Raw genomic sequence first — 24,418 nt, 5'->3', positions numbered from 1 at the left:
GCGGCCGAGAGAGACGACGGCGAGGACTGATGGCACCCGAACCCGAGGGAAACGGCGCCGGGATGGCCGATGGTCCTGAGCACTGGGGGGCCGGCGGCCTCGTGGGAGACGGCCGCTACCGGCTGACCCACCGGCTCGGACGCGGCGGCATGGCCGAGGTGTTCGCCGCCGAGGACGTGCGCCTGGGGCGCACCGTGGCGGTGAAGCTGCTCCGCGCCGACCTGGCCGAAGACCCGGTGTCCAAGGCCCGCTTCACGCGCGAGGCGCAGTCCGTCGCCGGACTCAACCACCACGCCGTCGTCGCCGTGTACGACTCGGGCGAGGACCGGGTCGGCCCGAACACCGTCCCGTACATCGTGATGGAGCTCGTCGAGGGCCGCACCATCCGCGACCTGCTGATCAGCGCCGAGGCCCCGGGGCCCGAGCAGGCGCTCATCATCACCTCGGGCGTGCTCGAGGCCCTCGCGTACTCGCACCAGCACGGAATCGTGCACCGCGACATCAAACCGGCGAACGTCATCATCACGGACACCGGTGCGGTGAAGGTGATGGACTTCGGCATCGCCCGCGCGCTGCACGGCGTCCAGTCGACGATGACCCAGACCGGCATGGTCATGGGCACCCCGCAGTACCTGTCGCCCGAGCAGGCCCTCGGCAAGGCCGTGGACCACCGCTCCGACCTGTACGCGACCGGCTGCCTGCTGTACGAACTGCTCGCGCTGCGGCCCCCCTTCACCGGCGAGACCCCGCTGTCGGTGGTCTACCAGCACGTGCAGGACGCACCCGTGCCGCCCTCGCAGCTGCCGGAGGGGCGCCACCTTCCGCAGGAGCTCGACGGTCTGGTCATGCGGTCGCTGGCCAAGGACCCGGACGACCGGTTCCAGAGCGCCGAGGAGATGCGCGGGCTGGTCCAGTACGCGCTCCAGATGCTGCACGACCAGGGGCCGAACACCGGCACCTGGAACACCGGCCCGGTCACCATGACGCTGCCGCACGGCCGGGGCGGGGCGGCGGCCACCACGGCCATGCCCGTGGGCGGGGCCGGCGGGCAGCAGAACTACCCGGCGAACGCCTCGACCTCGCAGTTCCAGCAGCCGATGGTGCCGCCGCTGAACCCCGACGACGGCTCGGCCTTCCCGGGCGGCGGCGGAGGCAACGGCCAGGGCGGCCGCGGCGGCGGCTACGACGGCTACGAGGACCGCGGCGGGAGCCGCTGGAAGATGTGGCTGTTCGCGGTGCTCGCGATCATCGCGGTGGCCGGCGGCGTGGCGTACGCGGTCAGCAGCGTGGGCGGCAAGGGCGGCGGCAACGACCCGACGACCCCGGTCACGAGCCAGTCCGGCCAGCCGAGCGCGCCGACCACGCCGCCGACCAGCCCGTCGCAGCAGACTCAGGACAACAGCCCCACGCACAACGAGTCCACGTACACCCCGAGCCGCCGTCCGACGCAGACCTTCAGCCAGTCGCCCACCCCGTCGACGTCCCCGTCGACCTCCCCCTCGACCTCCCCGTCGACGTCGAAGTCGCCCTCTTCCTCGCCGTCGAAGAGCCCGTCGTCCACACCGTCCAAGCCGGTGGAGACGGGCGGAGGACTCTCCGAGGAATGACCCGGGCCCCCGGGGACCCGGGGCGGCCCGCATACGGGGACGGGCCCGGCGGAATCCATTCCGCCGGGCCCGTCCCCGTATCGGGATTCCGGTGTCAGAGCGCGTGCTGGTACTGCCGGGCCGGATTTCCGGCAAGGGCGTGCACGGTGACGAACTGCGGTTCGATTCGCATGTAGACCGGGTCGAAGACCGCTCCGTCGACGAAATGCGGACCAGGTCCGAAAAGCTCCAGTTCGGCGTTGGTCGGTTCGACGATCTGTGCGGTTCCGGTGAACTGGACGGACCACAGCCGGGGGTCTCCGGAATTGAAGTTGTCGGCCCCGTAGGCGACCACGCTCCCGTTGCACGCCTGGTGGTGCCCGAAGCCCGAGTGCATTCTCAGGACGACCCTGCCGTCCACCACGATGTGGCGGGCCAGGGCGAGGAAGGGCAGCGCGCGCATGCTGGTGGCCACCCTGCCGTACGGCACCCGGCGCAGCAGTTCGATGGCGTGGAGTTCCTCTGGGGACATGCGTCCACTCTCCGGCACCGACAGGCGGTCGGGAAAGAGGAGCCCGCCCCGACGATCGGGGACGTTGGTCCCGAGTGGAACCGCGCGCTCCGTGGAACCGCGCCGCCACGGGGGGTCACGCCCGGAGCCGGAGCCGACGGCGCCGGCCGCCGTCAGTGGCGCTTCTCGGCCTGCAGCCGGGCCACGTAGGCGGCGGCCTGCGAGCGGCGCTCCATGCCCAGCTTGGAGAGCAGGCTCGAGACGTAGTTCTTGATCGTCTTCTCGGCCAGGTGCAGCCGCTCGCCGATGACGCGGTTGGTCAGGCCCTCGCCGATCAGGTCGAGGATCTTCCGCTCCTGCTCGGTGAGGTTCGACAGGCGGTCGTCGCCCTTGCCGTTCTTGCCGTCGCGCAGCCGCTCCAGCACCCGCGCCGTGGCCACCGGGTCCAGCAGCGACTTGCCCGCCGCCACGTCCCGTACGGCGCTGAGCAGCTCATTGCCGCGGATCGCCTTGAGCACGTAGCCCGAGGCGCCGGCCATGATCGCGTCGAACAGCGCCTCGTCGTCGGCGAACGAGGTCAGCATCAGGCACTTGATGTCCTCGTTCTGGGAGCGCACCTCGCGGCACACCTCCACGCCGCTGCCGTCCGGCAGCCGGACGTCGAGGACGGCGACGTCGGGGCGGGTGGCCGGGATGCGGACCAGGGCGTCGGCCGCGGTACCCGCCTCACCGACGATCTCGATGTCCTCTTCGACCGACAACAGCTCATGGACACCCCGACGTACCACTTCGTGGTCGTCCAGGAGGAATACCTTGATTTTTCCGTCTTCGCGCACGAAGTCAGTTTCACACACTCACCCCTTCCCTGCCGGAGTTACCCGGGATAACGTGCCGTTGTTCCCGGCCCCTGCAAGGCTGTGACCAGTGGTTGTTCCCGCGCCGGCGGATTTACTTGGAAATCCAAGCAAAATCCCAGGTCAAACGGGGTTTCGCAGATATGCGGCGCACTGGGTAACGTGCATTGCGCAGGGCACTCGCCGGGGCACCTGTCACGCCTGAATCCCGTACACAGCGCGCACCCACCCCGTGCGCGGGTACAGGTTCAGGTGAGCCGCACTGGACCCCGGAGAACCCGGGTGCCGGACCGACGGAGGAGCACACGTGACCGTGGAGAGCACTGCCGCGCGCAAGCCGCGACGCAGCAGCGGCACCAAGCGGGCGGCAGGTGCGGCGGGCGCCGCCAAGCCCGCCGCTGCCACCGCGCAGACGCAGAACGCCGTACCTCAGCTCGTACAGCTGCTGACGCCAGAAGGGGTTCGGATCACCGATGCGGACCACCCCGAGAACACCGAGTACGCGGAGTTCGCCCCCTTCGTCGCCGACATCACCACCGAGGACCTGCGCGGGCTCTACCGCGACATGGTCCTGACCCGCCGTTTCGACGGGGAGGCGACCGCCCTGCAGCGCCAGGGCGAGCTGGGCCTGTGGGCCTCGCTGCTCGGGCAGGAGGCCGCCCAGATCGGCTCCGGCCGTGCCCTGAACGACGAGGACTACGTCTTCCCGACCTACCGCGAGCACGGAGTGGCCTGGTGCCGCGGGGTCGACCCGACCAACCTGCTCGGCATGTTCCGCGGTGTGAACCACGGTGGCTGGGACCCCAACACCAACAACTTCCACCTCTACACGATCGTCATCGGCTCGCAGACGCTCCACGCGACCGGCTACGCGATGGGTGTGGCCAAGGACGGCGCGGACTCCGCGGTCATCGCCTACTTCGGCGACGGCGCCTCCAGCCAGGGCGACGTGATGGAGGCCTTCAACTTCTCCGCCGTCTACAACTCGCCCGTGGTGTTCTTCTGCCAGAACAACCAGTGGGCGATCTCCGAGCCCACCGAGCGCCAGATGCGCGTGCCGCTCTACCAGCGCGCCCAGGGCTTCGGCTTCCCGGGCGTCCGCGTCGACGGCAACGACGTCCTCGCCTGCCTCGCGGTCACCCGCTGGGCCCTGGACCGGGCCCGCCGGGGAGAGGGCCCGACCCTGGTCGAGGCGTTCACCTACCGGATGGGCGCGCACACCACCTCCGACGACCCGACGAAGTACCGCCGGGACGAGGAGACCGCCGCCTGGGAGGCCAAGGACCCGATCCTGCGCCTGAAGGCCCACCTGCTGGCCACCGGCGGCGCCGACGAGGCCTTCTTCGAGGGGCTCGAGGCGGAGAGCGAGGCGCTGGGCAAGCGGGTGCGCGAGGTCGTGCGCGCCATGCCCGACCCCGACACCATGGCGATCTTCGAGAACGTCTACGCGGACGGGCACGCGCTCGTCGACGAGGAGCGCGCGCAGTTCGCCGCCTACCTCGCGTCCTTCGAGGGTGGGGAGTGACCGCCATGGCCATCGAGAAGATGTCGATCGCGAAGGCGCTCAACGAGTCGCTGCGCAAGGCCCTGGACACGGACCCCAAGGTCCTGATCATGGGTGAGGACGTCGGCAAGCTCGGCGGCGTCTTCCGTATCACCGACGGACTGCAGAAGGACTTCGGCGAGGAGCGGGTCATCGACACCCCGCTCGCCGAGTCGGGCATCGTCGGCACGGCCATCGGCCTCGCGCTGCGCGGCTACCGGCCCGTCGTCGAGATCCAGTTCGACGGCTTCGTCTTCCCCGCGTACGACCAGATCGTCACGCAGCTCGCGAAGATGCACGCCCGCGCCCTCGGCAAGATCAAGATGCCCGTCGTCGTGCGCATCCCGTACGCGGGCGGCATCGGCGCGGTCGAGCACCACAGCGAGTCCCCGGAGGCGCTCTTCGCGCACGTGCCGGGCCTCAAGGTGGTCTCCCCGTCGAACGCGAGCGACGCCTACTGGATGCTCCAGCAGGCGATCCTCAGCGACGACCCGGTGATCTTCTTCGAGCCGAAGCGCCGCTACTGGGACAAGGGCGAGGTCGACACCGGGGCCATCCCCGGCGAGCTGCACAAGGCGCGCGTGGCGCGCGAGGGCTCCGACATCACCCTGGCCGCCTACGGTCCGATGGTGAAGGTCTGCCTGGAGGCGGCGGCCGCGGCCGCCGAGGAGGGCAAGTCGGTGGAGGTCGTCGACCTGCGGTCGATGTCCCCGGTCGACTTCGACGGGATCCAGGCGTCGGTGGAGAAGACCCGCCGGCTCGTGGTCGTCCACGAGGCGCCGGTGTTCCTCGGCGTGGGCTCGGAGGTCGCCGCCCGCATCACGGAGCGGTGCTTCTACCACCTGGAGGCGCCGGTCCTGCGCGTGGGCGGCTTCCACGCCCCCTATCCGCCGGCCCGCCTGGAGGACGAGTACCTGCCGGGCCTGGACAGGGTGCTCGACGCCGTCGACCGCTCGCTGGCGTTCTGAGGAGCCACGTTCATGACCATCCGCGAATTCAAGATGCCCGACGTGGGCGAGGGCCTCACCGAGGCCGAGATCCTCAAGTGGTACGTCCAGCCGGGTGACACGGTCACCGACGGCCAGGTCGTCTGCGAGGTCGAGACGGCCAAGGCCGCCGTGGAACTGCCGATCCCGTTCGACGGTGTCGTGCACGCGCTCCTCTTCGAGGAGGGCACCACGGTCGACGTCGGCCAGGTGATCATCTCGGTGCAGACCGGCCCCGGCGACGCCGCCGAGGCCCCCGTCCAGGAGGCGGCCCCGGCCGCCGCCGAGCCGCAGGAGGCGGCCCCCGCGGCGCGCCAGCCCGTCCTGGTCGGCTACGGGGTCTCCACCGCCTCCACCAAGCGCCGCCCGCGCAAGGCTCCGGCGGGCGCGCCCGCGCAGAACGGCACCGCCCCGGCGGCCGCCGCGGCTCCGGCCGCCCCCGCCGCCCCGGTCCTGAACGGCAACGGGCACGCGGCCGCCGAGCGGCCGCTGGCCAAGCCGCCGGTGCGCAAGCTCGCCAAGGACCTCGGCATCGACCTGGCCGCCGTCGTCCCCACCGGTGACGGCGGGGTCGTGACCCGGGAGGACGTCCACGCGGCGGCCGCCGCGGCGATCGCCCCGCAGGCCGCTCCGGCCCCGGTGGCGGCGCAGGCTCCGGCCGTGGCCGCCCAGGCCCCGGCCCCGGCCGTGGAGTCCTCGGCCCGGGAGACCCGTATCCCGGTCAAGGGCGTCCGCAAGGTCACCGCCCAGGCGATGGTGGGCTCCGCCTTCACCGCGCCGCACGTCACCGAGTTCATCACGCTCGACGTGACCCGCACGATGAAGCTGGTCCAGGAGCTCAAGGACGACCCGGACCTGGCGGGGCTGCGGATCAACCCGCTGCTCCTCATCGCCAAGGCCGTGCTGGTGGCCATCCGCCGCAACCCGGACGTCAACGCGTCCTGGGACGAGGCGGCCCAGGAGATCGTGCTCAAGCACTACGTCAACCTGGGCATCGCGGCGGCCACCCCCCGCGGGCTGATCGTCCCGAACATCAAGGACGCGCACGCCAAGTCGCTCGGCGAGCTGTCGACGGCCCTGTCCGAGCTGGTCTCCACGGCCCGCGAGGGCAAGACCTCCCCGGCGGACATGCAGAACGGCACCCTCACCCTCACCAACGTCGGCGTCTTCGGCGTCGACACCGGTACGCCGATCCTGAACCCGGGCGAGTCCGCGATCCTCGCGATCGGCGCGATCAAGCTCCAGCCGTGGGTCCACAAGGGCAAGGTGAAGCCCCGTCAGGTCACCACCCTGGCGCTGTCGTTCGACCACCGCCTCATCGACGGCGAGCTCGGCTCCAAGTTCCTCGCCGACATCGCGGCGGTCCTGGAACACCCCCGCCGCCTGATCACCTGGGCGTGACGGGCGACGACGCACACCCCGGAGGCCGGCCCCGCGACACGGGGCCGGCCTCCGGCCGTTTCCGGCCCGCGGACAATCCCCTGGCCTGCCCGTCCGGCAGATGTGATCATCACCGGATGCGCTTTCGACCCGCCACCGCGGACCCCGCGGACCTGGACCGAGCCCTCGCCCATCCGGCAGAGGGCCCCGTCCCCGCTCTGACCGCCGAGCGGATCCGTGAGGAGCTCGCCGGGAACCGGCTGCGCCCCGAATGGACCTGGTTCGCCGAGGACGAGGACGGCGAGGTCCTGGCCCGCGCCCTGTGGTGGGGCCGCGCCGACAGCGAGCGGCCCATCGCGCTCGACTGCCTCCAGGTGCGGGCCTCGGTGGCCGACCCGGCCGCGCTCGCCGCCGGGCTGCTCGCCGCCGGCCACGCCGCCTTCGGCGGGCTCCCGCTCTACAACCTCTCGCTGCCCCGCGACTGGCAGTGCGACCCTGCCCTGGCCGAGGCCGTCGCCTGGCGGCGGAAGGCGGCGAACGAGGCCGGTCTGACCACCGAGATCGAGCGCCTGCGCTACGAGTGGACCCTCCCCCAGCCACCGCCGGGAGTACCGCCGACCGTCGGAACCCCGGCCGGGCCCACCGGCCGGCTGGTCTTCCGCGAGGGCACGGACGAGGAGTTCCTGGAGGCCTTCGCCCGGCTCTCCGAGGGCAGCCTCGACCTGGGCACGCAGAACGAGCTGCGCGTGATGGACCACCGCCAACTGGCCCGCGAGGACTTCGCCTTCTACCTCGACTGCCCCGGCGAGCGCTCCTGGTGGCGCCTCGCCGAGCTCCCGGACGGCACCCTCGCCGGCATGGCCGTCCCCTCGGCGACCCCGTACCACCGCAACGTGGGCTACCTGGGCGTCGTACCGGAGCAGCGCGGCCGGGGCCTGATCGACGAGATCCTGGCCGAGATCACCCGCTTCCACGCCGCCGCGGGCGCCGAGCGCGTCACCGCGACCACCGACACCGTCAACGTCCCGATGGCGGCCGCCTTCGACCGGGCCGGGTACGAGGTGACCGAGATCCGGCTGGTCCTGGAAGGCCCGTCACGCTGAGGGGACGGACCCGGTAGCCTCCCGGCGTGCCGATAGCCGAGTTGCAGGTGTACTCCGTCGAGGAGGCCGACGTCACGGGCGGCGTGTGCGTGGTCCGCTGCGTCGGCGGGGTGGCACGGGCCGGACAGGTCTACGCAGTCGGGGAACTGCGGCTGGGGCTGCGCCGCATCGAGCGCCACGGGCGCCCCGTCGGCTCCTTCGACGCCGGACACGTCGCGAAGGTCCACTTCACGGGCGCCGTGGCCGCGCTGCTCAGCCGGGGGCAGGTGCTGACCTCGGTGCCGCCCGACGGGCACTCCCTGGAGGAGCTGGAGGAGTGGCTGGCCACCGGCCCGCCCCTCGGCGACGAGCCCCGTCCGCGGGCGCTGCGCAGCCTGGCGGTGGGGTGGATGCAGGACGACCTGGTGCCCCAGGCCCTCCGGCTCCGCTGGGGCCGGGTGGCGCTGGCCGCCACCTCGCGCTGCGCGGAGGCCGAGGGGACGGACCGGCTGGCCCGCGGGGCCGAGCTGGCGGCCGTACGGGGCTACCTGATCCGGGAGTTCGGGCCGGAGCACGGCGGCGACCCGGCGGCCCTGTGCCGGGAGCTGCTGGCGCTGATCGACCTGACCCCGCAGCAGGCGGCCGCGGAGTCCCGCACCTGGCGCGACCTGCCGCGCCCGCGCATCGTGCACCTGCGGCGCATCAAGGTCCTGATCGCCCGGATGGGCCTGGTACGCCCCTGCCTGCCGGACGGCGAGCCCCTGGCGGAGGCGGTCGACGCGTGGGCGGCGGTGCGGCCGCGTCTGCCGTAGGGGCCGGACAACCCCCTGGGGGTGACATCGGCTTTCGGCCAATGGATGATGAGCCTGGTCTTCCCGGGTTTGCGTGCGCCCGACTGACGCTGGGGGAACAGAAACGTCTACCAGTCGTGCGGCGCCGCGCCCGTGATGGCCGGAAATGACCTCTTCGATGAAGGAAACCCTTCTGGTGCGTCCCACACGTGCGACGGTCCTGCTGACCGCAGGTCTCGTCACTCTCCTCGGTCTTCCGGCCGGCGCCGCGGCCGCCGCCGAGACCCCGGCCTCCCTCTACGTGAACAACCAGGACGGCTCGAACTGCTCCGACGCCGGGGCCGGTACGCAGGCCGTCCCGTACTGCTCGATCGCGGCCGCGGCCAAGGTCGTGGCACCGGGCCAGACGGTGCGGATCAAGCCGGGCAAGGCGTACGACGAGGCCGTCACCATCACCCGCTCCGGCGAGCCGGGCAAGCCGATCAGCTTCGTGTCCGACGTCCAGCCGAACCCCAATACCTACGTACACCTGGCCACCGGCAAGGGGCTGACCGTCAGCGGGGCCTCCCACGTGGCGGTGAACCGACTGCTGATGCGCGGCGCCGGCGTCCAGGTCAAGGGCTCCTCCGACGTGGAGCTGGACCGGGTCTACAGCCGCAACGGCAGCCTCGACTCCCTCGTGATCGGCGGGGGAAGCTCGAACGTGCGCGTCAGCCGCGCTTCGCTGCTCGGGGTCCGGATCGACGGCGGATCCCGCGACACCGTCCTCAGCCGCAACACGATCCTGAGCCAGTCCGGTCCGGCGGTCGCCGCGGTGGACGCGCCCGGCACCGTCGTCACCAACAACACGCTGATCGGTACCTGTGCGGCTACCGTCTCGCTGACCGGCGGCTCGACCGCTTCCGGCCTGTTCAACAACGTGCTCACCAACGGCGGCTGTGTGCTGCCCGATGCGCGCACCGCCGTCCTGGTGTCGCAGAGCGCGGCGGCGGGAACCCGTGTCGACTACAACGCGGTGGCCGCCGATCCCGAGTTCTACCCGGCGCCCTACAACTGGTCCGGTACCGCGTACAAGGACCTGAAGGCGTTCCAGGCCGCCACCGGCCAGGGTGCGCGGGACATCGTGACCGATTCGTCCGACAAGGTGGGCAACTACGAAGGCTCCCTCGTCATCGACTCCGCCGACGCGACGGCTCCGGGCGTACTGCTCACCGACGTCACCGGCAAGCCGATGGTGGACGACCCGCTCGTGCCCAACACCGGGAAGAACGGCGGGTACCTCGACCGGGGCGCCACCGAGGTGCAGGACGGGCTGACGCGTGTCTCGCTGACCGCCGACCCGACCCACGCGCCGGTCGGGACCGAGGTGGCGGTGCAGGCCGTCTCGGACAGCCGCTGGCCCACCACGGTCACCTACCAGGTCGACTTCGGTGACGGGTCGGCCCCGGTCGACGCGCCGCGGGGCGGCGGCGACCACGGCAGCGCCAAGCACACCTACGGCAAGCCGGGCGACTACGTCGTCAAGGTGACGGCCGTCAACGCCGCCGGTGTGAAGGTCACCACCGAGGGGCGGGTCAAGGCGGCCCCGGCGGGCCCGGGTACGGCCGCCTTCACCGCGAAGCAGGTCCTGCCGCCCGCGGGCGACACCGAGGAGCACGTCCCTCCGCTGACCTACGTCTTCGACGCCTCGGCATCGGTGACGCCGTGGCCGGTGGAGAACATGGAGGTGGACTTCGGCGAGGGCTGGTCCTCGAACAACGGGGCCACGACCAGCGTCCGGCGCACGTACGAGAAGCCGGGCGAGTACAAGGTGACGGTCAAGCTCACCGACACCAAGGGCGGCACCGTCACGGCCACCCAGACCGTGCGGGTGGACTACGCGCCGTCCGGCTACGTGGCGGTCACCCCCTACCGCGTGCAGGACACCCGCAACTGGGGCGGCCACCTGAAGGGCGGCGAATCCACCGTCGTCGGCATGCCGCTGGGCCTCAAGACGGGGGACACGACCGCGGCCGGCATGGCCGCGGTGGTCCTCAACGTGACCCTCACCGACGCCTCGCAGGACACGCACCTCACCGTGTCGCCGAACCGCGAGGACCGTCCGACCACGTCGAACGTCAACGTCCGCAAGGGCGGCACCTCGTCGAACACGGTGACCGTCCCCGTCAACGACATCGGCTGGGTGTGGATGCGGCTCAACTCCGGCCAGGCCCACATGATCGTGGACCTCGTCGGCTACTACCGGCCCAACGGGGGCGAGCGGTTCAGCCCGGTCACCCCGGCCCGCCTCTCCGACACCCGTACCTCGGGCGGCGCGCTGGGCGCAGGTGCCACCCGTACCGTCAAGGTCGCGGGCGTGGGCGGCATCCCGGCTGACGCCAAGGCCGTCGCGCTGAACCTGACGGGCACCGGGGCGACGTCGGACACGCACGTCATCGCCTACCCGGACCCGGCGAACCGCCCGACGACCTCGAACCTGAACCCCGAGCCGGGCAAGGACAAGTCCAACCAGGCCATCGTCCCGGTGGGCCCGAACGGGACGATCACCCTCTACAACAACGCCGGTTCCACGCACCTGGTCGTCGACGCGGTCGGCTTCTACGGCAAGGACGGCAAGACCCTGTTCACCCCGGTCCCGGCCAAACGCCTCGCCGACACCCGCACCACGGGCAAGGTCGCCCCGGGCGCGACCACGACCGTGGCGGGCCTGCCGGCCGGCGCGGTCGGCGCGGCGCTGAACGTGACCGCGACCGACACCACCGGTCCGGGCTTCCTGACCGTCCACGCGTTCGGTACCCCGCGCACGGACGCGAGCAGCCTGAACACGCTGCCTGGCCTGACCGTCCCGAACCACGTCACGACCCCGGTGGCGGACGGCAAGGTCAGCGTCTTCAACAGCTGGGGCGGCCCCAACCACGTGATCACCGACCTGCTCGGCTACTTCACCGCGGGCTAGCCGCAGCGGCAGCACGCACCGGAGCCCCGGCCCCCGCACCCGCGGAGGCCGGGGCTCCGGCCGTGTGCCGGCGCCTCAGCCGTCGGCCGGCGCCTCAGCCGTCGGCGCGCGCCGCGTTGCCGAGGACCTTGTCCGGGGTGATGCGGACGACCACGCGGACGGTGTCGGCCGGGGCGTCCTGGTACTCCTTGCCGGCGCCCGGGCCGAGGTACTCCTCGGCGATGCGGACGGCGACCGCGCGGTCCGCGTCCTCGGCGAGGGTGGCCCTGCCGCGGATCTCTGCGTACACGAAGGGGTTGGCCAGGTCGAAGACCGTCAGCCCGACCCGCCCGTCCCGGGCGATGTTGCGCTCCTTGCGGCGGCCCTGCTCGGTGGAGATCAGCAGCTCGCCGCCCTCGCGGGAGACCCAGACCACGGAACTCTGCGGGCTTCCGTCGGGGTTGATGGTCGAAAGGACGGCGGGATGCGGCGCGTCCAGCAGCCCGCGCACGGTCTCGTTCAGCTCAACAGTCATGCCGCTCACGCTAGTTGGAAGCCCCTTCATCCGCTCGCCGACTGCACGAAGTCGGGGCGCGGCCGGGCCGCGGACGAGGGGCCCGGGCCGCCGGCCCGGCCCGGGGACGGGCCCACGCGGAGCGCCGGGTGGAGCCCCCTCGTGCCACCGCGCGACCGTCCCGCCCCCCTTGACGGGGCCCGGGCGCGGGGAGACGCTCGCCCGTCGGGGATCCGAACGGGTGCAGCTGGGGGGCCGCCATGCCGGAGGAGTCTGTCCAGACCGCGGGGGAGTTGCGGGCACGGCTCGCGCAGCGCGGGGCCCGGTGGTCGGTCCTCGAGCACCTGGCCGACGAGGAGCCCGTGCCGCGGCCCTCGCTGGGTCTGGAGCCCGGGGTGAACCTGACCCCCGCCGCGGCCGTCCGGGCCGTCGACCTGCGGGCGCTGATCGGCCACGAGAGCGGCAACCCGCACCTCGACCGGCGCCGGGCCGCCCACGGGCTGCTCCCCGGCAGGGCGGAGGGCCCCGACAGGGCGGCGGGCCCCGGCCCGGCGGCGGGCGCGCGGCCCGCCGCCGTCGACTGGCGCAGCCGCTGGGGCCGGCCCTGGATCACCAGGGTGAAGGACCAGAACCCGGGAAGCTCCTGCTGGGCCTTCGGCGCCGTCGGCCTGGTGGAGTCCATGGCCCGCATCGAGCACTGCGTCTGGGCGGAGCGCTCCGAGGGGGACGTCCACGACGGGCTCAGGTCCAGCTGCGGGCAGGGCGGCAACCCCGAGACCGCCCTGGACTGGATCAGGACCCACGGCGGGCTCGCCGACCCGGAGTGCTGGCCGTACAGCACCCCGCCCGAGGGCCTGCCCGCCGCGCGGCGGGACGCCTGGCGGGCCGAGTACACGCCCAGTTGGGACCGCTCGGGCCGGACCGTCCGCATCCCGGACCACGTCCGCCTCGGCGACGTCGAGCAGCAGAAGGTCTGGCTGGACACCGTCGGCCCGCTGACCGCCTGCTTCGACGTCTACGACGACTTCTTCGCCCTCGGCGCGGGGGTCTACCACCGCACCAGCGACCGGCTCGCGGGCGGCCACTGCGTGCTGGTCGTCGGGTACGACGACGCGGCCGGATGCTGGCTGTTCAAGAACTCCTGGGGCACCGGCCACCACGTCGGCGGCTACGGCCGGATCGCCTACGGCGAGGTCAACATCGACTACTGGGCCAAGTGCGGCCTGCGCGGCACCAACATCGACCCGTGGAGCAAGCGCCGCCTGCACACCGGCAACGTCTACGAGAGCGGCAACGGCCGCGGCCACCGCAACTTCGAGCTGCTCTCCCGGGCCGGCGGCGGCCGCCTCCAGCACTGGTGGCGCGAGGGCGGCGCCCCCTTCGCGTGGGCCCGCGCCGGCACCTTCGCGACGCCTCGGGCCCGCCCGCCTTCACCGGCACCACCTACAACCGGAACATGGAGTCCCTGCACGTGACCACCGGCGGCCGGCTGCGGCACTGGTACTACGAGCAGTCCGCGGGGGTCTGGCGCGACGGCGGGGCCTTCGGGCCGGGCGACGCGTCCGTCGGCTCGACCCCCGCCTTCATCCAGAGCGACTACGGCAAGCCGGGCAACTTCGAGGTGGTCGTGCGGACCGCGGACGGCCGCCTGAACCACTGGTGGCGGATCAACGGCGCCCCCTGGGCCTGGAACGACGGCGGCCGTTTCGCCTCCGGCATCGCCCACTACGGCCCCGCCCTCGTCCAGACCCGCTCCCGGCGCCTCGACCTCGTCGCCGCCCGCGCCGACGGCCGGATGCAGCTGTGGTGGCGGGACGACGGATGCGGCTTCGTCTGGCGGGCCGGGGAGGTCTTCGGATCCGGGGCCGCCTCGGCGCCCTGCCTGATCGAGTCGCAGTACGGGGCGGTGGACGAGGACACCGCCGGGAACTACGAGCTGTGCGTGGCCGTTGCCGACGGGCGCGTCGAGCACTGGTGGCGCGGCAACGCGCGCGGCTCGGCGTGGACCCGCGGCGCGGTCTTCGGGCACGGCGTCCGGGCGGTCACCGGGATGCTCCAGGGCAGTTTCGGGTTCAACCTGGAAGTGGTCGTCCTGCGCACCGACCGCCTGCTGCAGCACTACTGGCGGGACGCCGCCGGCTGGCACGAGGGGGCGGTGATCGGCCCCGGGTGAGCGGCCGCCGGGCCCGGACCGGCTGCGCGCGGATCCGGCCGCCCCACCCGGACGGGGCCCGTACGACGGGTTCGTCCCGGACGCGGAGGTCACCTGAGCACGAACCGCTGTACGGATTCCAGCGGGCCCCGGTCGAAGCGGCGCAGCCACAGCCACGACCCGGCGGCGAGGAGCAGCCCGACGGCCGCCCACAGGCCCATGACCCACCAGGGGCCGGTGCCGGCGAACCGTGCTGCCAGGCCCAGTCCGAAGCCGTAGCAGAGCAGCATGCACAGCAGGTTCTGGGCGACGTAGCAGGTCAGGGCGGTGCGGCCGATGGAGCCGAGGGCGGTGGTGACGGGCCGCGGGATCCACAGCCGGTCCAGGGCGATGCCGATCAGGCCGATGTAGCCGACGGCGAGCAGCGGCGCGGCCCCGTAGCGGCCCAGGAGGAAGAAGGCGTCCCCGCCGAGGGCGGTCGCGGCGTTCAGGGGCAGTCCGAGGCCGAGTCCCCAGGCGGCCATCCGGCCCCGGATGCGGCGGCCCGCGGCGGTGGCGGTGAAGGCACCCGCACGGTGCAGCCGGACGCCGAGCAGGAAGAGGAACACGAGCAGGGCGAAGGAGAAGACGGGCTCGACGCGCAGGACGGGGAAGTTCTCCAGGCGGAAGGCGATCTGCTCCGCGTAGCCCCCTCGCGCGTACAGCTCGACGGCGGCCGGGTCCGGCCCCTCGGGCGAGCCGCCCCGGGCGCTCAGGGCGGCCAGGGTCAGCAGGGCGAGCAGGGCCAGGTGCACGGAGGCGGCCGTCCACAGGGCCCGCCGGCGGACCTTCTCGGAGCGGGCGAGCAGCCAGGCGACGAGGAGGGCGGTGACGGCGTACCCCATCAGCACGTCCCAGGCGAAGACGAGCACGAAGTGCACGGTGCCCTCGAGGAACAGGAACGCGGCCCGGCGCGGGTAGCGGCCGGGCCACGGCTCGCCGCGGCGGGCGGCGGAGTCGTACTGGATGGCCAGGCCGACCCCGAACAGGACCGTCAGCAGCGCCAGGAACTTGCCGTCCGCGAGGAAGCGGAAGACGCTCTCGGCGATGTTCGCCGGCGAGGGGTCGGCGACCGGGTCCGGGGTGGTCAGCCCGCCCGTGAGCACGCCCCACTCCGAACCGGGCGAGGCGAAGATCCACACGTTGGTCATCAGGGTGCCGAGGATGGCGGCGCCGCGCAGGACGTCGAGGAGGGGGAGCCGGGCGGAGGTACGGCTCACCGGGACGGTGGTCAGGGTGTCGGCCATGACTCCAGCGTCCCGGCGGGCGGGGCTCCGTACGTCGTGCCGGTGGACGAACCGGCGGTACATCCTTCGATGCAGTGCGGGGCGCTCGGAAGGCGGTCCTCGAAGCCGTCCCGGACCGGGGCGTGCAGCGGTCCTCGAAGCCGTCCGGGAGCGGTCTTGGATACTGAGACACGACAAGGCTGTACGCAACATGTATCTATGCTGTGCCCATGCCCGCATCCGCCCCAGCCCCCGCGGCGCCCGCCGCCGACCGCGTCTACCGGCACGTCAAACAGGGCGTCCTCGACCGCCGCTACGAGGGCGGCACGCTCCTGACCGAGGGCGAGGTCGCCGAGGCCGTCGGCGTCTCCCGCACGCCGGTGCGCGAGGCGCTGCTGCGCCTGGAGACCGAGGGGCTGATCCGGCTCTACCCCAAGAAGGGCGCGCTGGTCCTGCCCGTCTCGGCGCAGGAGATCGCGGACGTGGTCGAAACCCGGCTGCTGGTCGAGGAGTTCACCGTACGGCGGGCCGTCCCGGCCCCGGCCGCGCTCCTCGAGCGGCTGGCGGAGCTGCTGCGCGCGCAGCAGCGGCACGCGGACAGCGGCGACCTGGCGGCCTTCGCGGCCGAGGACCGCTGCTTCCATGCCGAGATCGTCCGGCACGCCGGCAACCAGATCCTCTCCCGCCTCTACGACCAGCTGCGCGACCGGCAACTGCGGATGGGTGTCGCGGTGATGCACGCCCACCCGGACCGGGTCGCGCAGAACCTCGCCGAGCACCGCGAGGTCCTGGCGGCGCTGCGGGCGGGCGACGCGGACCGCGCGGCCGCCTGCGTACGGGCGCACCTGGGCCGGGTCGGCATCCTGATGCGCGGGGACGCCCGGTGAGCGCCCTCGACCCGCCCGGCGGGCGCAGGGCCGTCGCCGTCTGGTCCATCGGCGTCGCCGTCTACTTCGTGGCGGTGATCTTCCGTACCAGCCTGGGCGTGGCCGGACTCGACGCCGCGGACCGCTTCCACGTCAACGCCTCGGCGCTGGCCACCTTCTCGCTGCTCCAGCTCCTGGTGTACGCGGGGATGCAGATACCGGTGGGGCTGATGGTGGACCGGCTCGGCACCAAGCGGGTGCTGACGCTCGGAGCCGTCCTGTTCACCGCCGGACAGCTCGGCTTCGCGCTGTCCCCCTCGTATGAGATGGCGCTGGCCGCCCGGGCCCTGCTGGGCTGCGGCGACGCCATGACCTTCATCTCGGTGCTGCGGCTCGGCACCCGGTGGTTCCCGGCCCGGCGCGGTCCGCTGATGGCGCAGCTGGCCGGGCTGGTCGGCATGGCGGGCAACCTCGTCTCCACCCTGGTCCTGGCGCCCGTCCTGCACGGGGCCGGCTGGGTTCCCGCCTTCGCCGGGAGCGCGGCGGCGGGACTGGTGGTCCTGGTCCCGCTGGTGTTGTTCCTGCGCGACCACCCGGAGGGGCACGCGGCGCCGCCCGCCGCGCCGGGCACGGGCGGGGGCTTCGTCCGCCGCCAGATCCGCGAGTCCTGGAGCGAACCGGGCACCCGGCTCGGCCTGTGGGTGCACTTCACCACGCAGTTCCCGGCGATGGTGTTCCTGCTGCTGTGGGGCATGCCGTTCCTGGTCGAGGCGCAGGGGCTGTCGCGGACCACCGCGGGCGGCCTGCTGACGCTGGTGGTCGCCTCCAACATGGCGCTCGGCCTCGTCTACGGCCAGGTCGTCGGCCGCCGCCAGTCCGCGCGGATACCGCTCGCCCTGGGCACGGTGGGCCTGACGTCCCTGCTCTGGGCGGCGGTCCTCGTCCACCCCGGCGACCGGGCCCCGATGTGGCTGCTGGTCACCCTGTGCCTGGTGCTGGGCTCCTGCGGACCCGCGTCGATGATCGGCTTCGACTTCGCCCGCCCGGCCAACCCGGCGGAGCGTCAGGGCACCGCCTCCGGAATCACCAACATGGGCGGTTTCATCGCCTCGATGACGACCCTGTTGGCCGTGGGCGTCCTCCTGGACGCCACCGGCGACAACTACCGCATCGCGTTCTCGACGGTGTTCGTGGTGGAGGCGCTCGGCATCAGCCAGATCCTGCGGCTGCGCGGCCGGGCCCTGGCCCGCGAGGCCGCCGGCGCCCGCGCCGTGGTCCCCGCGCCGCAGGCCGCGCAACCGGAGCGGGCCGCTCGGGCGTGTCCCCTTCCGGAGACGTCCGGGCGCGGGTCACAGTAGGCCCGCCGGCCGGGGCCGCGCGCACTGCCAGAGGGGGGACTGCCGGAATGTGGAGCCGTGTGTCCGCCGACCGCGTGCCGGTGGCCGACAGGTTCGAGTGGTTCAACGACCTCGTCGCCTCCGCCCTGATACCCACGGCCATCAGGAGCGAGCGGTCCGCCGACTTCCGGGCCGAGGCGGCGATGCTGGACCTCGGCGCCGTCCAGGTGTCCAGCTTCTCGCACTCGCCGCTGAGCTCGCGCCGCACACCCGCCCTGATCCGCCGCGGGGACCCGGAGCAGTACCAGCTGGCGCTGATCACCGGCGGCCGGTGGTGGATGTCCCACCAGGGTGGCGACGAGGAGATCGGCGTCGGCGACATGATCCTCTGGGACACCTCCCGCCCCCAGGAGACCGTCGCCCACCCCGGGGAGGGCTTGAGCCGGTCGATCATCCTGCACCTGCCGAAGGACGCCCTGCCCCTGCGCTCCGGCAGGGTCGACGGGCTGCTCGGCCGGCGCATCGCCGCGCACAGCGGCATGGCGGCCGTCCTGGCGCGGTTCGTCTCCTCGCTCGGCGAGCACGGCTCGGCCTGCGAGCCGCAGGAGCTGCGCCGGCTGGGTTCGGTGGCCGTGGACCTGGCCGCCGCCTGCCTCGCCCACCGGCTCGACGCCTACGGGGAACTCCCCGCCGAGGCCCGGGAACGGGCCCTGCGCGAGCGGATCGACAGGTTCGTCGAGCACAACCTGGGCGATCCGGCGCTCACCCCGGGGCTGATCGCCGCCGCGCACGGCATCTCCGTACGCAGCCTGCACGCGCTGGTGCGCGAGCGGGGCGAGAGCATCGGCGCCGCCGTCCGGCGCCGCCGCCTGGAACGCGCCCGCGCCGATCTGGCCCGCCCCGAGCTGGCCGGCCGGCCCGTCCACGAGATCGCGGCCCGCTGGTGCTTCACCAGCGCCCCGGCCTTCAGCCGCGCCTTCCGCGCCGCGTACGGGCTCAGTCCCACCGAGTTCCGGTGGGCGGCCGCGCGCGAGGCCGCCGCGGCGCGCCGAACCCGGGCCCCGGGCGGGGCGGACCCCCGTCCCACCCCGCCCGGACGCGCCGGGTGAGAACGAGACTAGGGAGGGCCGGCCGCGGGGCGTGTGCCGTGCGCGCAGGATCCGTTGATCTTCCGTGCGGGCGGGGCGGGGCGGGGCGGGCGGCGCAGGCCGCGCAGGCCGTGCGGGCCGCGCAGCCCGTGCGGGCGGCTCACGGGCGGATCGGCCGACGCGGCGTGGCGGGCCGCGGTGACGGGGTCACGGCCTCGCGCGCGGGCCGCGGTTACGGGGTCACGGCCTCGCGCGCGGGCCGCGGTGACGGGGTCACGGCCTCGCGCGCAGGCCGCGGTTACGGGGTCACGGCGAACCCGGCCAGGATGGCCTCGGCCAGTTCCGCGTCGCCCTCCACCTTCACCCGGTCGGCCACGGCGTGCGCGCGGACCCGGCCCGCGGCGAGGCGCACGTACGTCTCCCAGTCCAGCGTGAGCGTCACGGCCGGGCCCAGCGACGGGGCCTTGTCCACCGTCCCCCGCCCCTCCGCGTCGACCCGTACGGTCCGCATGAACTCCAGCGCGCCGTGCACGTCGACCACCACCGCCGAGTTCGCCGGCGCCCCCGCCCGCTTCGCGACCACCTTCGGCAGCCCGGCGAGCAGGAGGTCCCGTGCCACGTACGCGCCCGGCGAGTCCCAGTTCCCCGGCACGCCCAGCGCCGCCCGCAGGTCCTGCTCGTGCACCCACACGTCGAACGCCCGCAGCCGCAGCGCCTGCTCCAGCGTCACCTGGTCGCCCAGCGGGCCCCGCACCATCGTGTCCGGATCCCGCTTCTCGTTGCGCAGCTGCCGCGACCGCCGGATGACGGTGTACTCGAGCTCCGAGGTCATCTCCGGCGCGGTGTGGTGGCGCCGCACGTCGACCTGCACCTCCATGTACCGGCTGAACTCGTCCACCACGTGCCGCAGGTCGCGGGCCACGGTGTGGATCGGCCGCGGGTCTCCGAGCTGCTCGCATTCGATGCCGATGATGTGCGACACGACGTCACGGACCGACCAGCCCGGGCACGGCGTCGCCCGGTTCCACTCGCCCTCCGTCAACGGAAGGACCAGCTCGGATATCGCCTCGATGGAGTGCGTCCACGCGTCGGCATAGGGCTGAAGGCTGGGATGGACGGTCAACGGGACCCCTCGCGGTGCTGTTCAGTGGCGCGTTCTGGAAGCTCTGGACGTCAGACTCGGTTTCCAAAACTACGCTGCCGGTGAGCACCCCGGCAGTGCTTTCGTGTGACGATCGTAGGCCCGAGTTGACGGCTGGAAGGCCAGGACGGTGGTAATGTGCGCGCCTCGCTGATTCAAATCGCAGTGAACGAGGGCGAGTCGGTGGATTCCCGGCGCTCCCGCGTGGCCGAACTCGTACGGGAGCAGGCGGGCTCCGACCTCGTCGTCCTGCCCGAGCTGTGGACGGTCGGCGCCTTCGCCTACGAGCAGTTCGAGACCGAGGCGGAACCGCTGGACGGCCCGACCTACGCGGCCATGTCCGGGGCCGCCCGCGACGCCGGGGTCTGGCTGCACGCGGGCTCGGTCGTCGAGCGCGCCGGCGACGGCTCCCTGTACAACACCACCCTCGTGCTCTCCCCCGAGGGCGAGCTGGCCGCCACCTACCGCAAGATCCACCGGTTCGGCTTCGATCAGGGCGAAGCCGTGCTGATGGCTGCGGGCGACTCCCTGACCACGGTGGAGCTGCCGGAACAGACCCTCGGCATCGCCACCTGCTACGACCTGCGCTTCCCCGAGATGTTCCGCGGACTGGTCGACGCCGGGGCCACCACGATGGTCGTCGCGGCCGGCTGGCCCGCGCGCCGCCGCTCGCACTGGACGCTGCTGAGCCGGGCGCGGGCGGTGGAGGACCAGGCGTACGTCCTCGCCTGCGGGCTGGCCGGCACGCACGCGGGCGTGGAGCAGGCGGGACACAGCCTGGTGGTGGACCCCTGGGGCGAGGTCCTCGCCGAGGCGGGCCCCGGCGAGGACGTCCTCACCCTCGACCTCGACCCGGCGAAGGTCCCCGACACCCGCGAGCAGTTCCCCGCCCTCAAGGACCGGGTACTGGGACTGCGCCCGCCGGCCTCCCGGTGACCGGGGACGCCGCGGGGGCCACGGCCCGGCCGCGAGGGCGGGCGCAGGCCCAGGCCCACGCGCAGACCCACGCGCAGGCCCAGACCCACGCCCAGACCCACGCGCAGGCCCAGGCCCACGCGCAGACCCAGGCCCACGCGCAGGCCCAGGGCCTGCGGCGGCGCGAGCCCTCCGACCTCGACGCGTGCGTCGCGGTGCTCGCCGACGTCCACGCGCACGACGGCTACCCGCTGGACTGGCCCGACCGGCCCGCGCGGTGGCTGGCCCCGCCCGCCCTGCTCGACGCCTGGGTGGCGCACCGCGAGGGCCGCGTGAGCGGCCACATCGGCCTCGCCCGCAGCGGAGCCGCCGACGCGGCGGCCGCCCTGTGGAGCCGCCTCGCGGGGGTGCCCGTCGCGCGCACCGCCGTGATCAGCCGCCTGTTCGTCTCGCCCGCGGACCGCGGCCGGGGGACCGGCGCCCTGCTGCTGGAGCGGGCCGTACGCGAGGCGCGGGGGCGCGCGCTGCACCCCGTCCTCGACGTCCTGGCCTCCGACACGGCGGCGGCCGCCCTGTACGAGCGCCTCGGCTGGAGCCGCCTGGCCACCGTCGAACAGCGGTGGGGCCCGGACCGGACGGTCAGCGTCCACTGCTACGCGGCCCCGCCGCCGCCCGCCTGACGCCGGACCGCTACGCGCCGCCGCCCGCCTGACGCCGGACGGGAGGGGGCGGCGCTACCCGTCCTCGCGCTCCTTCTCGGCCATCCGGATCACGCACACCGCCACCGCGATCTGCAGGGCCGCGTCGGCGTCCTCGCGGATCACGTCGACCGCGTAGGTGTCGCGGATCCGGTACCACTGGCGCGAGATCAGGGCGAGCAGCTCGCCCTCGTACTCGACCTTGAACTCGCGGTCCAGGATCCGCCCGCTGACGTCGAGCTCGGTGCCCTCGGCCAGCGTCACGCGGTAGTGGTCGCGCAGCAGCGAGAGCCGCTTGCGCCGGATGACGGCCAGCCGGCGGTTGTCCCGCTCCAGGGTCATCGCGTCGCGGAAGGAGAGCATCTTCTCCCGCAGGGTGATCAGGATCCGGCCGTCCGGGTCCCTGAGCTCCAGGGTGTCGCGGACCCGCAGGGCCTTCCCGTCGACGAGGAAGGCGTGGCGCCCGTCCTCGTCCTCGATCCAGTAGTCGTCCCCGATGGCCAGCACTTTGTCCCGTACGAGGTATTTCATGCGCTGATCCGTGCCCGCGATAGGTTGCCCTCATGCCCCTGCTCTACGTCACCGACCTGGCCTATCCGGCGCGCGGCCGCCGCTACGGCGACGAGGACACCTTCCTCACCGCCCGGCTGCGCGAGCACTTCCCGCTGGCCCTGTGCCATCCGCTGGACGCGGAGCGGCTGATGCCCGGCTTCGACGCGGTGATCGTGCGCAACAGCGGGCCGGTGCTGCACTACCAGGAGGCCTACGACTCCTTCCGCGCCGCCGCGCTCGCCGCCGGCACCCGCGTCTACAACCCGCTCACGGGCCGCGGCGACATGGCGGGCAAGCAGTACCTGCTCGACCTCACGGCCGCCGGGTACCCGGTGATCCCGACGATCGACGACCCGGCCCGGCTGGCGGAGCTGCCCCAGGTCCCCTCGTACGCGGTCAAGCCCAAGCAGGGCGCCGACTCCATCGGCCTGACCTTCACCGCGCAGCCGTCCGGCCCGGCGGGCGAGATGCTCATCCAGCCCCGCATCGACTTCGCGTACGAGGTGTCCTTCTACTTCGTCGACGACGCCTTCCAGTACGCCCTCCACGCCCCGGACCCGGACCGCCGCTGGGAGCTGACACCGTACGAACCCACCGGCGCGGACCTGGAGTTCGCCCGGACCTTCGTCGAGTGGAACACGCTTCGCCACGGCATCCAGCGCGTGGACGCCTGCCGGGCGCCGTCGGGCGAACTCCTCCTCGTCGAACTGGAGGACCTGAACCCGTACTTGTCGCTGGACCTGGTCCCGCCCGCCGTCCGGGACGCGTTCGTCACATCACTCGCCGGATCTCTCCACTCCTTCCTCACCTGATGTCAGAGCCGGGTGCGAGGCTCTGTCCATGGACAAGCAGACGTTCTGGAAGCTGATCGACACGGCGCGCGCGGAGGCGGCGCAGGACCTGGTGGCGGAGCGTGCGGCGGCGCTGCTCGCACGCCTCCCGGAGGCGGAGGTGGCCGGGGCCCAGCAGGTGCTGTGGGACCTGCTGGCGGAGTCCTACCGCAGCCCCCTCTGGGCCGCGGCCTACGTGATCAACGGCGGCTGCTCGGACGACGGCTTCGACTACTTCCGCGGCTGGCTCCTCACCCAGGGCCAGGACGCCTTCGAGGCGGCCCTGGCCGATCCCGACTCGCTGGCCTCCCACCCGGCGGTCCGCGAGGCCGCGCGGGAGGGCCTGGAACTGGCCGACGAGGAGGCGCTCTCCATCGCCTGGACCGCCTACGAGAGCGCCACGGGCCGCGAGCTCCCGGCGGACTCCTTCACGATCAGCTACCCGCCCCTGGACCCGGCCTGGGACTTCGACTTCGACGACACCGCGCAAACCGCGGCCCGCCTCCCGCGCCTGAGCGCCCTGTTCGACTAGAACCCGACTGCCGCGCCGATCGGGAACGCGGACGTGTGCACGGATATGTGTATCGAGCACCCGGGCCCGGACCGGTCACATGACCTTCGTGCGGGAGTTCTCGGAAGTCGCCGTGGTCGAGCGTGCCCAGTGAGGGTGTCAGTCGCCGACCTGGTGCTCCACGCGGTGGCGGATGTACTCGTCCGGATGGGACCGGGCTATCGCCACGGCCGCGTCCACCAGGTCGTGCAGCTCCGGCGGGTAGGCCGACTTCCGGAGCGGCAGGCCCGGCAGGATGCAGCGCCGGACGTCCAGGTGCTCGTTGCTCACGAACTCGCGCAACGCGGTTTCGTACCACGCGGCCCTCACGGTTGCGGCGTCGTCGGGCTCCGCCGGACCGGTGGCTGCGGGGTGCTCAGCCCGTACGGTGGGCATACGCAGGGGTAGAGCCGACCAGTACCAGGCATTCGCCGCGCCCGCCCGCTCGAGGTCCGTGCCCGTCCGCAGGTATCCGAGCAGCGAGGCCTGGACCCGCCCGCGCCCGAACGCGTTCAGCGCCGGCTCGAGGAAATGGCGGTTGAAGCTCGGGTCGGGGTCGTAGACGGCTGCCTTGATCAGCGTCGGGAAGGACTCCTCGGAAAGGATCAGGTCCCGGCGGCAGGCCTTGTACAACGCCGTCCGAGCATGGTTCACCCGGGTGCGTGGGTCGCCGGGCTGCGGCTCGTGAGCGACATCGAGCCCGAGGACCCGGACGACCTCCGCCACGCATCCGGCGAACACCTCCCTACGGTCCTCCACCGGCCCCGGCAGCGCCATGAACCCCTGCACCGTCCGCGCCGTCTCGCCGGCAGTCGTCTCGTCCTCGTCCGTAGCCAACCTTC

The 24,418-nt window shown here is 73.1% G+C and carries 23 protein-coding genes; 16 read left to right on the top strand and 7 right to left on the bottom strand.

What is annotated here, in order from left to right:
- Positions 1–62: 62 nt before the first annotated feature.
- Positions 63–1,607: a protein kinase gene (locus tag AB0D66_RS02190; RefSeq protein ID WP_362295291.1), complete on the top strand. Its 1,545-nt coding sequence runs from the start codon at positions 63–65 to the stop codon at positions 1,605–1,607.
- A gap of 94 nt (positions 1,608–1,701) precedes the next feature.
- On the opposite strand, the gene AB0D66_RS02185 is transcribed toward AB0D66_RS02190, so the two are convergent.
- The gene (locus AB0D66_RS02185; RefSeq protein ID WP_362295288.1) at positions 1,702–2,118 is read right to left on the bottom strand and encodes a pyridoxamine 5'-phosphate oxidase family protein; all 417 of its coding nucleotides are present in this window, start codon (positions 2,116–2,118) and stop codon (positions 1,702–1,704) included.
- A gap of 152 nt (positions 2,119–2,270) precedes the next feature.
- Positions 2,271–2,933, bottom strand: coding sequence for a response regulator transcription factor (locus tag AB0D66_RS02180; RefSeq protein ID WP_329382554.1), 663 nt, complete (start codon positions 2,931–2,933; stop codon positions 2,271–2,273).
- Positions 2,934–3,258: 325 nt separating this feature from the next.
- Between AB0D66_RS02180 and pdhA the strand changes: the two genes are divergently transcribed.
- From pdhA to AB0D66_RS02150, 6 genes are all read left to right on the top strand, one after another.
- The gene (gene pdhA, locus AB0D66_RS02175; RefSeq protein ID WP_362295284.1) at positions 3,259–4,476 is read left to right on the top strand and encodes a pyruvate dehydrogenase (acetyl-transferring) E1 component subunit alpha; all 1,218 of its coding nucleotides are present in this window, start codon (positions 3,259–3,261) and stop codon (positions 4,474–4,476) included.
- A 5-nt stretch (positions 4,477–4,481) separates the two neighbouring features.
- Entirely contained in the window at positions 4,482–5,462 is a 981-nt protein-coding gene (locus AB0D66_RS02170; protein WP_362295281.1) for an alpha-ketoacid dehydrogenase subunit beta, read from the top strand.
- 12 nt (positions 5,463–5,474) lie between these two features.
- Positions 5,475–6,881, top strand: coding sequence for a dihydrolipoamide acetyltransferase family protein (locus tag AB0D66_RS02165; RefSeq protein ID WP_362295279.1), 1,407 nt, complete (start codon positions 5,475–5,477; stop codon positions 6,879–6,881).
- A 116-nt stretch (positions 6,882–6,997) separates the two neighbouring features.
- Positions 6,998–7,963, top strand: a complete 966-nt coding sequence (locus tag AB0D66_RS02160; protein WP_362295277.1) for a GNAT family N-acetyltransferase — start codon at positions 6,998–7,000, stop codon at positions 7,961–7,963.
- Positions 7,964–7,989: 26 nt separating this feature from the next.
- Positions 7,990–8,754: a hypothetical protein gene (locus AB0D66_RS02155; protein WP_362295275.1), complete on the top strand. Its 765-nt coding sequence runs from the start codon at positions 7,990–7,992 to the stop codon at positions 8,752–8,754.
- A gap of 175 nt (positions 8,755–8,929) precedes the next feature.
- Positions 8,930–11,689, top strand: coding sequence for a PKD domain-containing protein (locus AB0D66_RS02150; RefSeq protein ID WP_362295273.1), 2,760 nt, complete (start codon positions 8,930–8,932; stop codon positions 11,687–11,689).
- A 94-nt stretch (positions 11,690–11,783) separates the two neighbouring features.
- Here AB0D66_RS02150 and AB0D66_RS02145 read toward each other — a convergent pair whose 3' ends face one another.
- Positions 11,784–12,203, bottom strand: coding sequence for a PPOX class F420-dependent oxidoreductase (locus tag AB0D66_RS02145; protein WP_362295271.1), 420 nt, complete (start codon positions 12,201–12,203; stop codon positions 11,784–11,786).
- A gap of 239 nt (positions 12,204–12,442) precedes the next feature.
- Here AB0D66_RS02145 and AB0D66_RS02140 point away from each other — a divergent pair, with 239 nt between their 5' ends.
- The gene (locus AB0D66_RS02140; RefSeq protein ID WP_362295268.1) at positions 12,443–13,657 is read left to right on the top strand and encodes a C1 family peptidase; all 1,215 of its coding nucleotides are present in this window, start codon (positions 12,443–12,445) and stop codon (positions 13,655–13,657) included.
- Positions 13,639–14,355, top strand: a complete 717-nt coding sequence (locus AB0D66_RS02135) for a hypothetical protein (protein WP_362295266.1) — start codon at positions 13,639–13,641, stop codon at positions 14,353–14,355. Before AB0D66_RS02140 ends, AB0D66_RS02135 begins: the two co-directional genes overlap by 19 nt.
- An 89-nt stretch (positions 14,356–14,444) precedes the next feature.
- Here AB0D66_RS02135 and AB0D66_RS02130 read toward each other — a convergent pair whose 3' ends face one another.
- Positions 14,445–15,620 (bottom strand): DUF418 domain-containing protein, encoded by a 1,176-nt coding sequence (locus AB0D66_RS02130; RefSeq protein WP_362295264.1) that lies wholly within the window; start codon positions 15,618–15,620, stop codon positions 14,445–14,447.
- Positions 15,621–15,829: 209 nt separating this feature from the next.
- Between AB0D66_RS02130 and AB0D66_RS02125 the strand changes: the two genes are divergently transcribed.
- The 3 genes from AB0D66_RS02125 to AB0D66_RS02115 are packed head-to-tail and all read left to right on the top strand — an operon-like array spanning position 15,830 to position 18,911.
- A complete protein-coding gene (locus AB0D66_RS02125) occupies positions 15,830–16,486 on the top strand; it encodes a GntR family transcriptional regulator (protein ID WP_362295260.1) in 657 nt (218 codons plus the stop codon).
- Positions 16,483–17,823 carry an MFS transporter gene (locus tag AB0D66_RS02120; protein WP_362295257.1) on the top strand — a complete coding sequence of 447 codons (1,341 nt, stop codon included), beginning with the start codon at positions 16,483–16,485 and terminating at the stop codon, positions 17,821–17,823. The genes AB0D66_RS02125 and AB0D66_RS02120 overlap by 4 nt, the downstream gene beginning before the upstream one ends.
- A 59-nt stretch (positions 17,824–17,882) precedes the next feature.
- Positions 17,883–18,911, top strand: coding sequence for a helix-turn-helix domain-containing protein (locus tag AB0D66_RS02115; RefSeq protein WP_362295254.1), 1,029 nt, complete (start codon positions 17,883–17,885; stop codon positions 18,909–18,911).
- A 277-nt stretch (positions 18,912–19,188) separates the two neighbouring features.
- Here the strand turns inward: AB0D66_RS02115 and AB0D66_RS02110 are convergent, their stop codons facing one another.
- Positions 19,189–20,013, bottom strand: coding sequence for a maleylpyruvate isomerase family mycothiol-dependent enzyme (locus AB0D66_RS02110; RefSeq protein WP_069921006.1), 825 nt, complete (start codon positions 20,011–20,013; stop codon positions 19,189–19,191).
- 156 nt (positions 20,014–20,169) lie between these two features.
- Here AB0D66_RS02110 and AB0D66_RS02105 point away from each other — a divergent pair, with 156 nt between their 5' ends.
- Together AB0D66_RS02105 and AB0D66_RS02100 are read left to right on the top strand one after the other, a co-directional pair.
- Positions 20,170–20,967 carry a carbon-nitrogen family hydrolase gene (locus tag AB0D66_RS02105; protein WP_362295249.1) on the top strand — a complete coding sequence of 266 codons (798 nt, stop codon included), beginning with the start codon at positions 20,170–20,172 and terminating at the stop codon, positions 20,965–20,967.
- Positions 20,964–21,626 carry a GNAT family N-acetyltransferase gene (locus AB0D66_RS02100; protein WP_362295246.1) on the top strand — a complete coding sequence of 221 codons (663 nt, stop codon included), beginning with the start codon at positions 20,964–20,966 and terminating at the stop codon, positions 21,624–21,626. The genes AB0D66_RS02105 and AB0D66_RS02100 overlap by 4 nt, the downstream gene beginning before the upstream one ends.
- 54 nt (positions 21,627–21,680) lie before the next feature.
- On the opposite strand, the gene AB0D66_RS02095 is transcribed toward AB0D66_RS02100, so the two are convergent.
- The gene (locus AB0D66_RS02095) at positions 21,681–22,175 is read right to left on the bottom strand and encodes an LURP-one-related family protein (RefSeq protein WP_362295243.1); all 495 of its coding nucleotides are present in this window, start codon (positions 22,173–22,175) and stop codon (positions 21,681–21,683) included.
- A 32-nt stretch (positions 22,176–22,207) separates the two neighbouring features.
- Here AB0D66_RS02095 and AB0D66_RS02090 point away from each other — a divergent pair, with 32 nt between their 5' ends.
- Positions 22,208–23,008 carry a hypothetical protein gene (locus AB0D66_RS02090; RefSeq protein WP_362295240.1) on the top strand — a complete coding sequence of 267 codons (801 nt, stop codon included), beginning with the start codon at positions 22,208–22,210 and terminating at the stop codon, positions 23,006–23,008.
- 28 nt (positions 23,009–23,036) lie between these two features.
- Entirely contained in the window at positions 23,037–23,558 is a 522-nt protein-coding gene (locus tag AB0D66_RS02085; RefSeq protein ID WP_362295237.1) for a DUF4240 domain-containing protein, read from the top strand.
- A 138-nt stretch (positions 23,559–23,696) separates the two neighbouring features.
- Here AB0D66_RS02085 and AB0D66_RS02080 read toward each other — a convergent pair whose 3' ends face one another.
- A complete protein-coding gene (locus AB0D66_RS02080; protein ID WP_362295234.1) occupies positions 23,697–24,413 on the bottom strand; it encodes a hypothetical protein in 717 nt (238 codons plus the stop codon).
- Positions 24,414–24,418: the final 5 nt, after the last annotated feature.

This window comes from Streptomyces sp. NPDC048270, assembly GCF_040652335.1.
In the GTDB taxonomy this organism is placed as follows: domain Bacteria; phylum Actinomycetota; class Actinomycetes; order Streptomycetales; family Streptomycetaceae; genus Streptomyces.
Note: the sequence above shows the minus strand (reverse complement) of the source record. Positions and strands in the feature narration are given on the sequence as shown.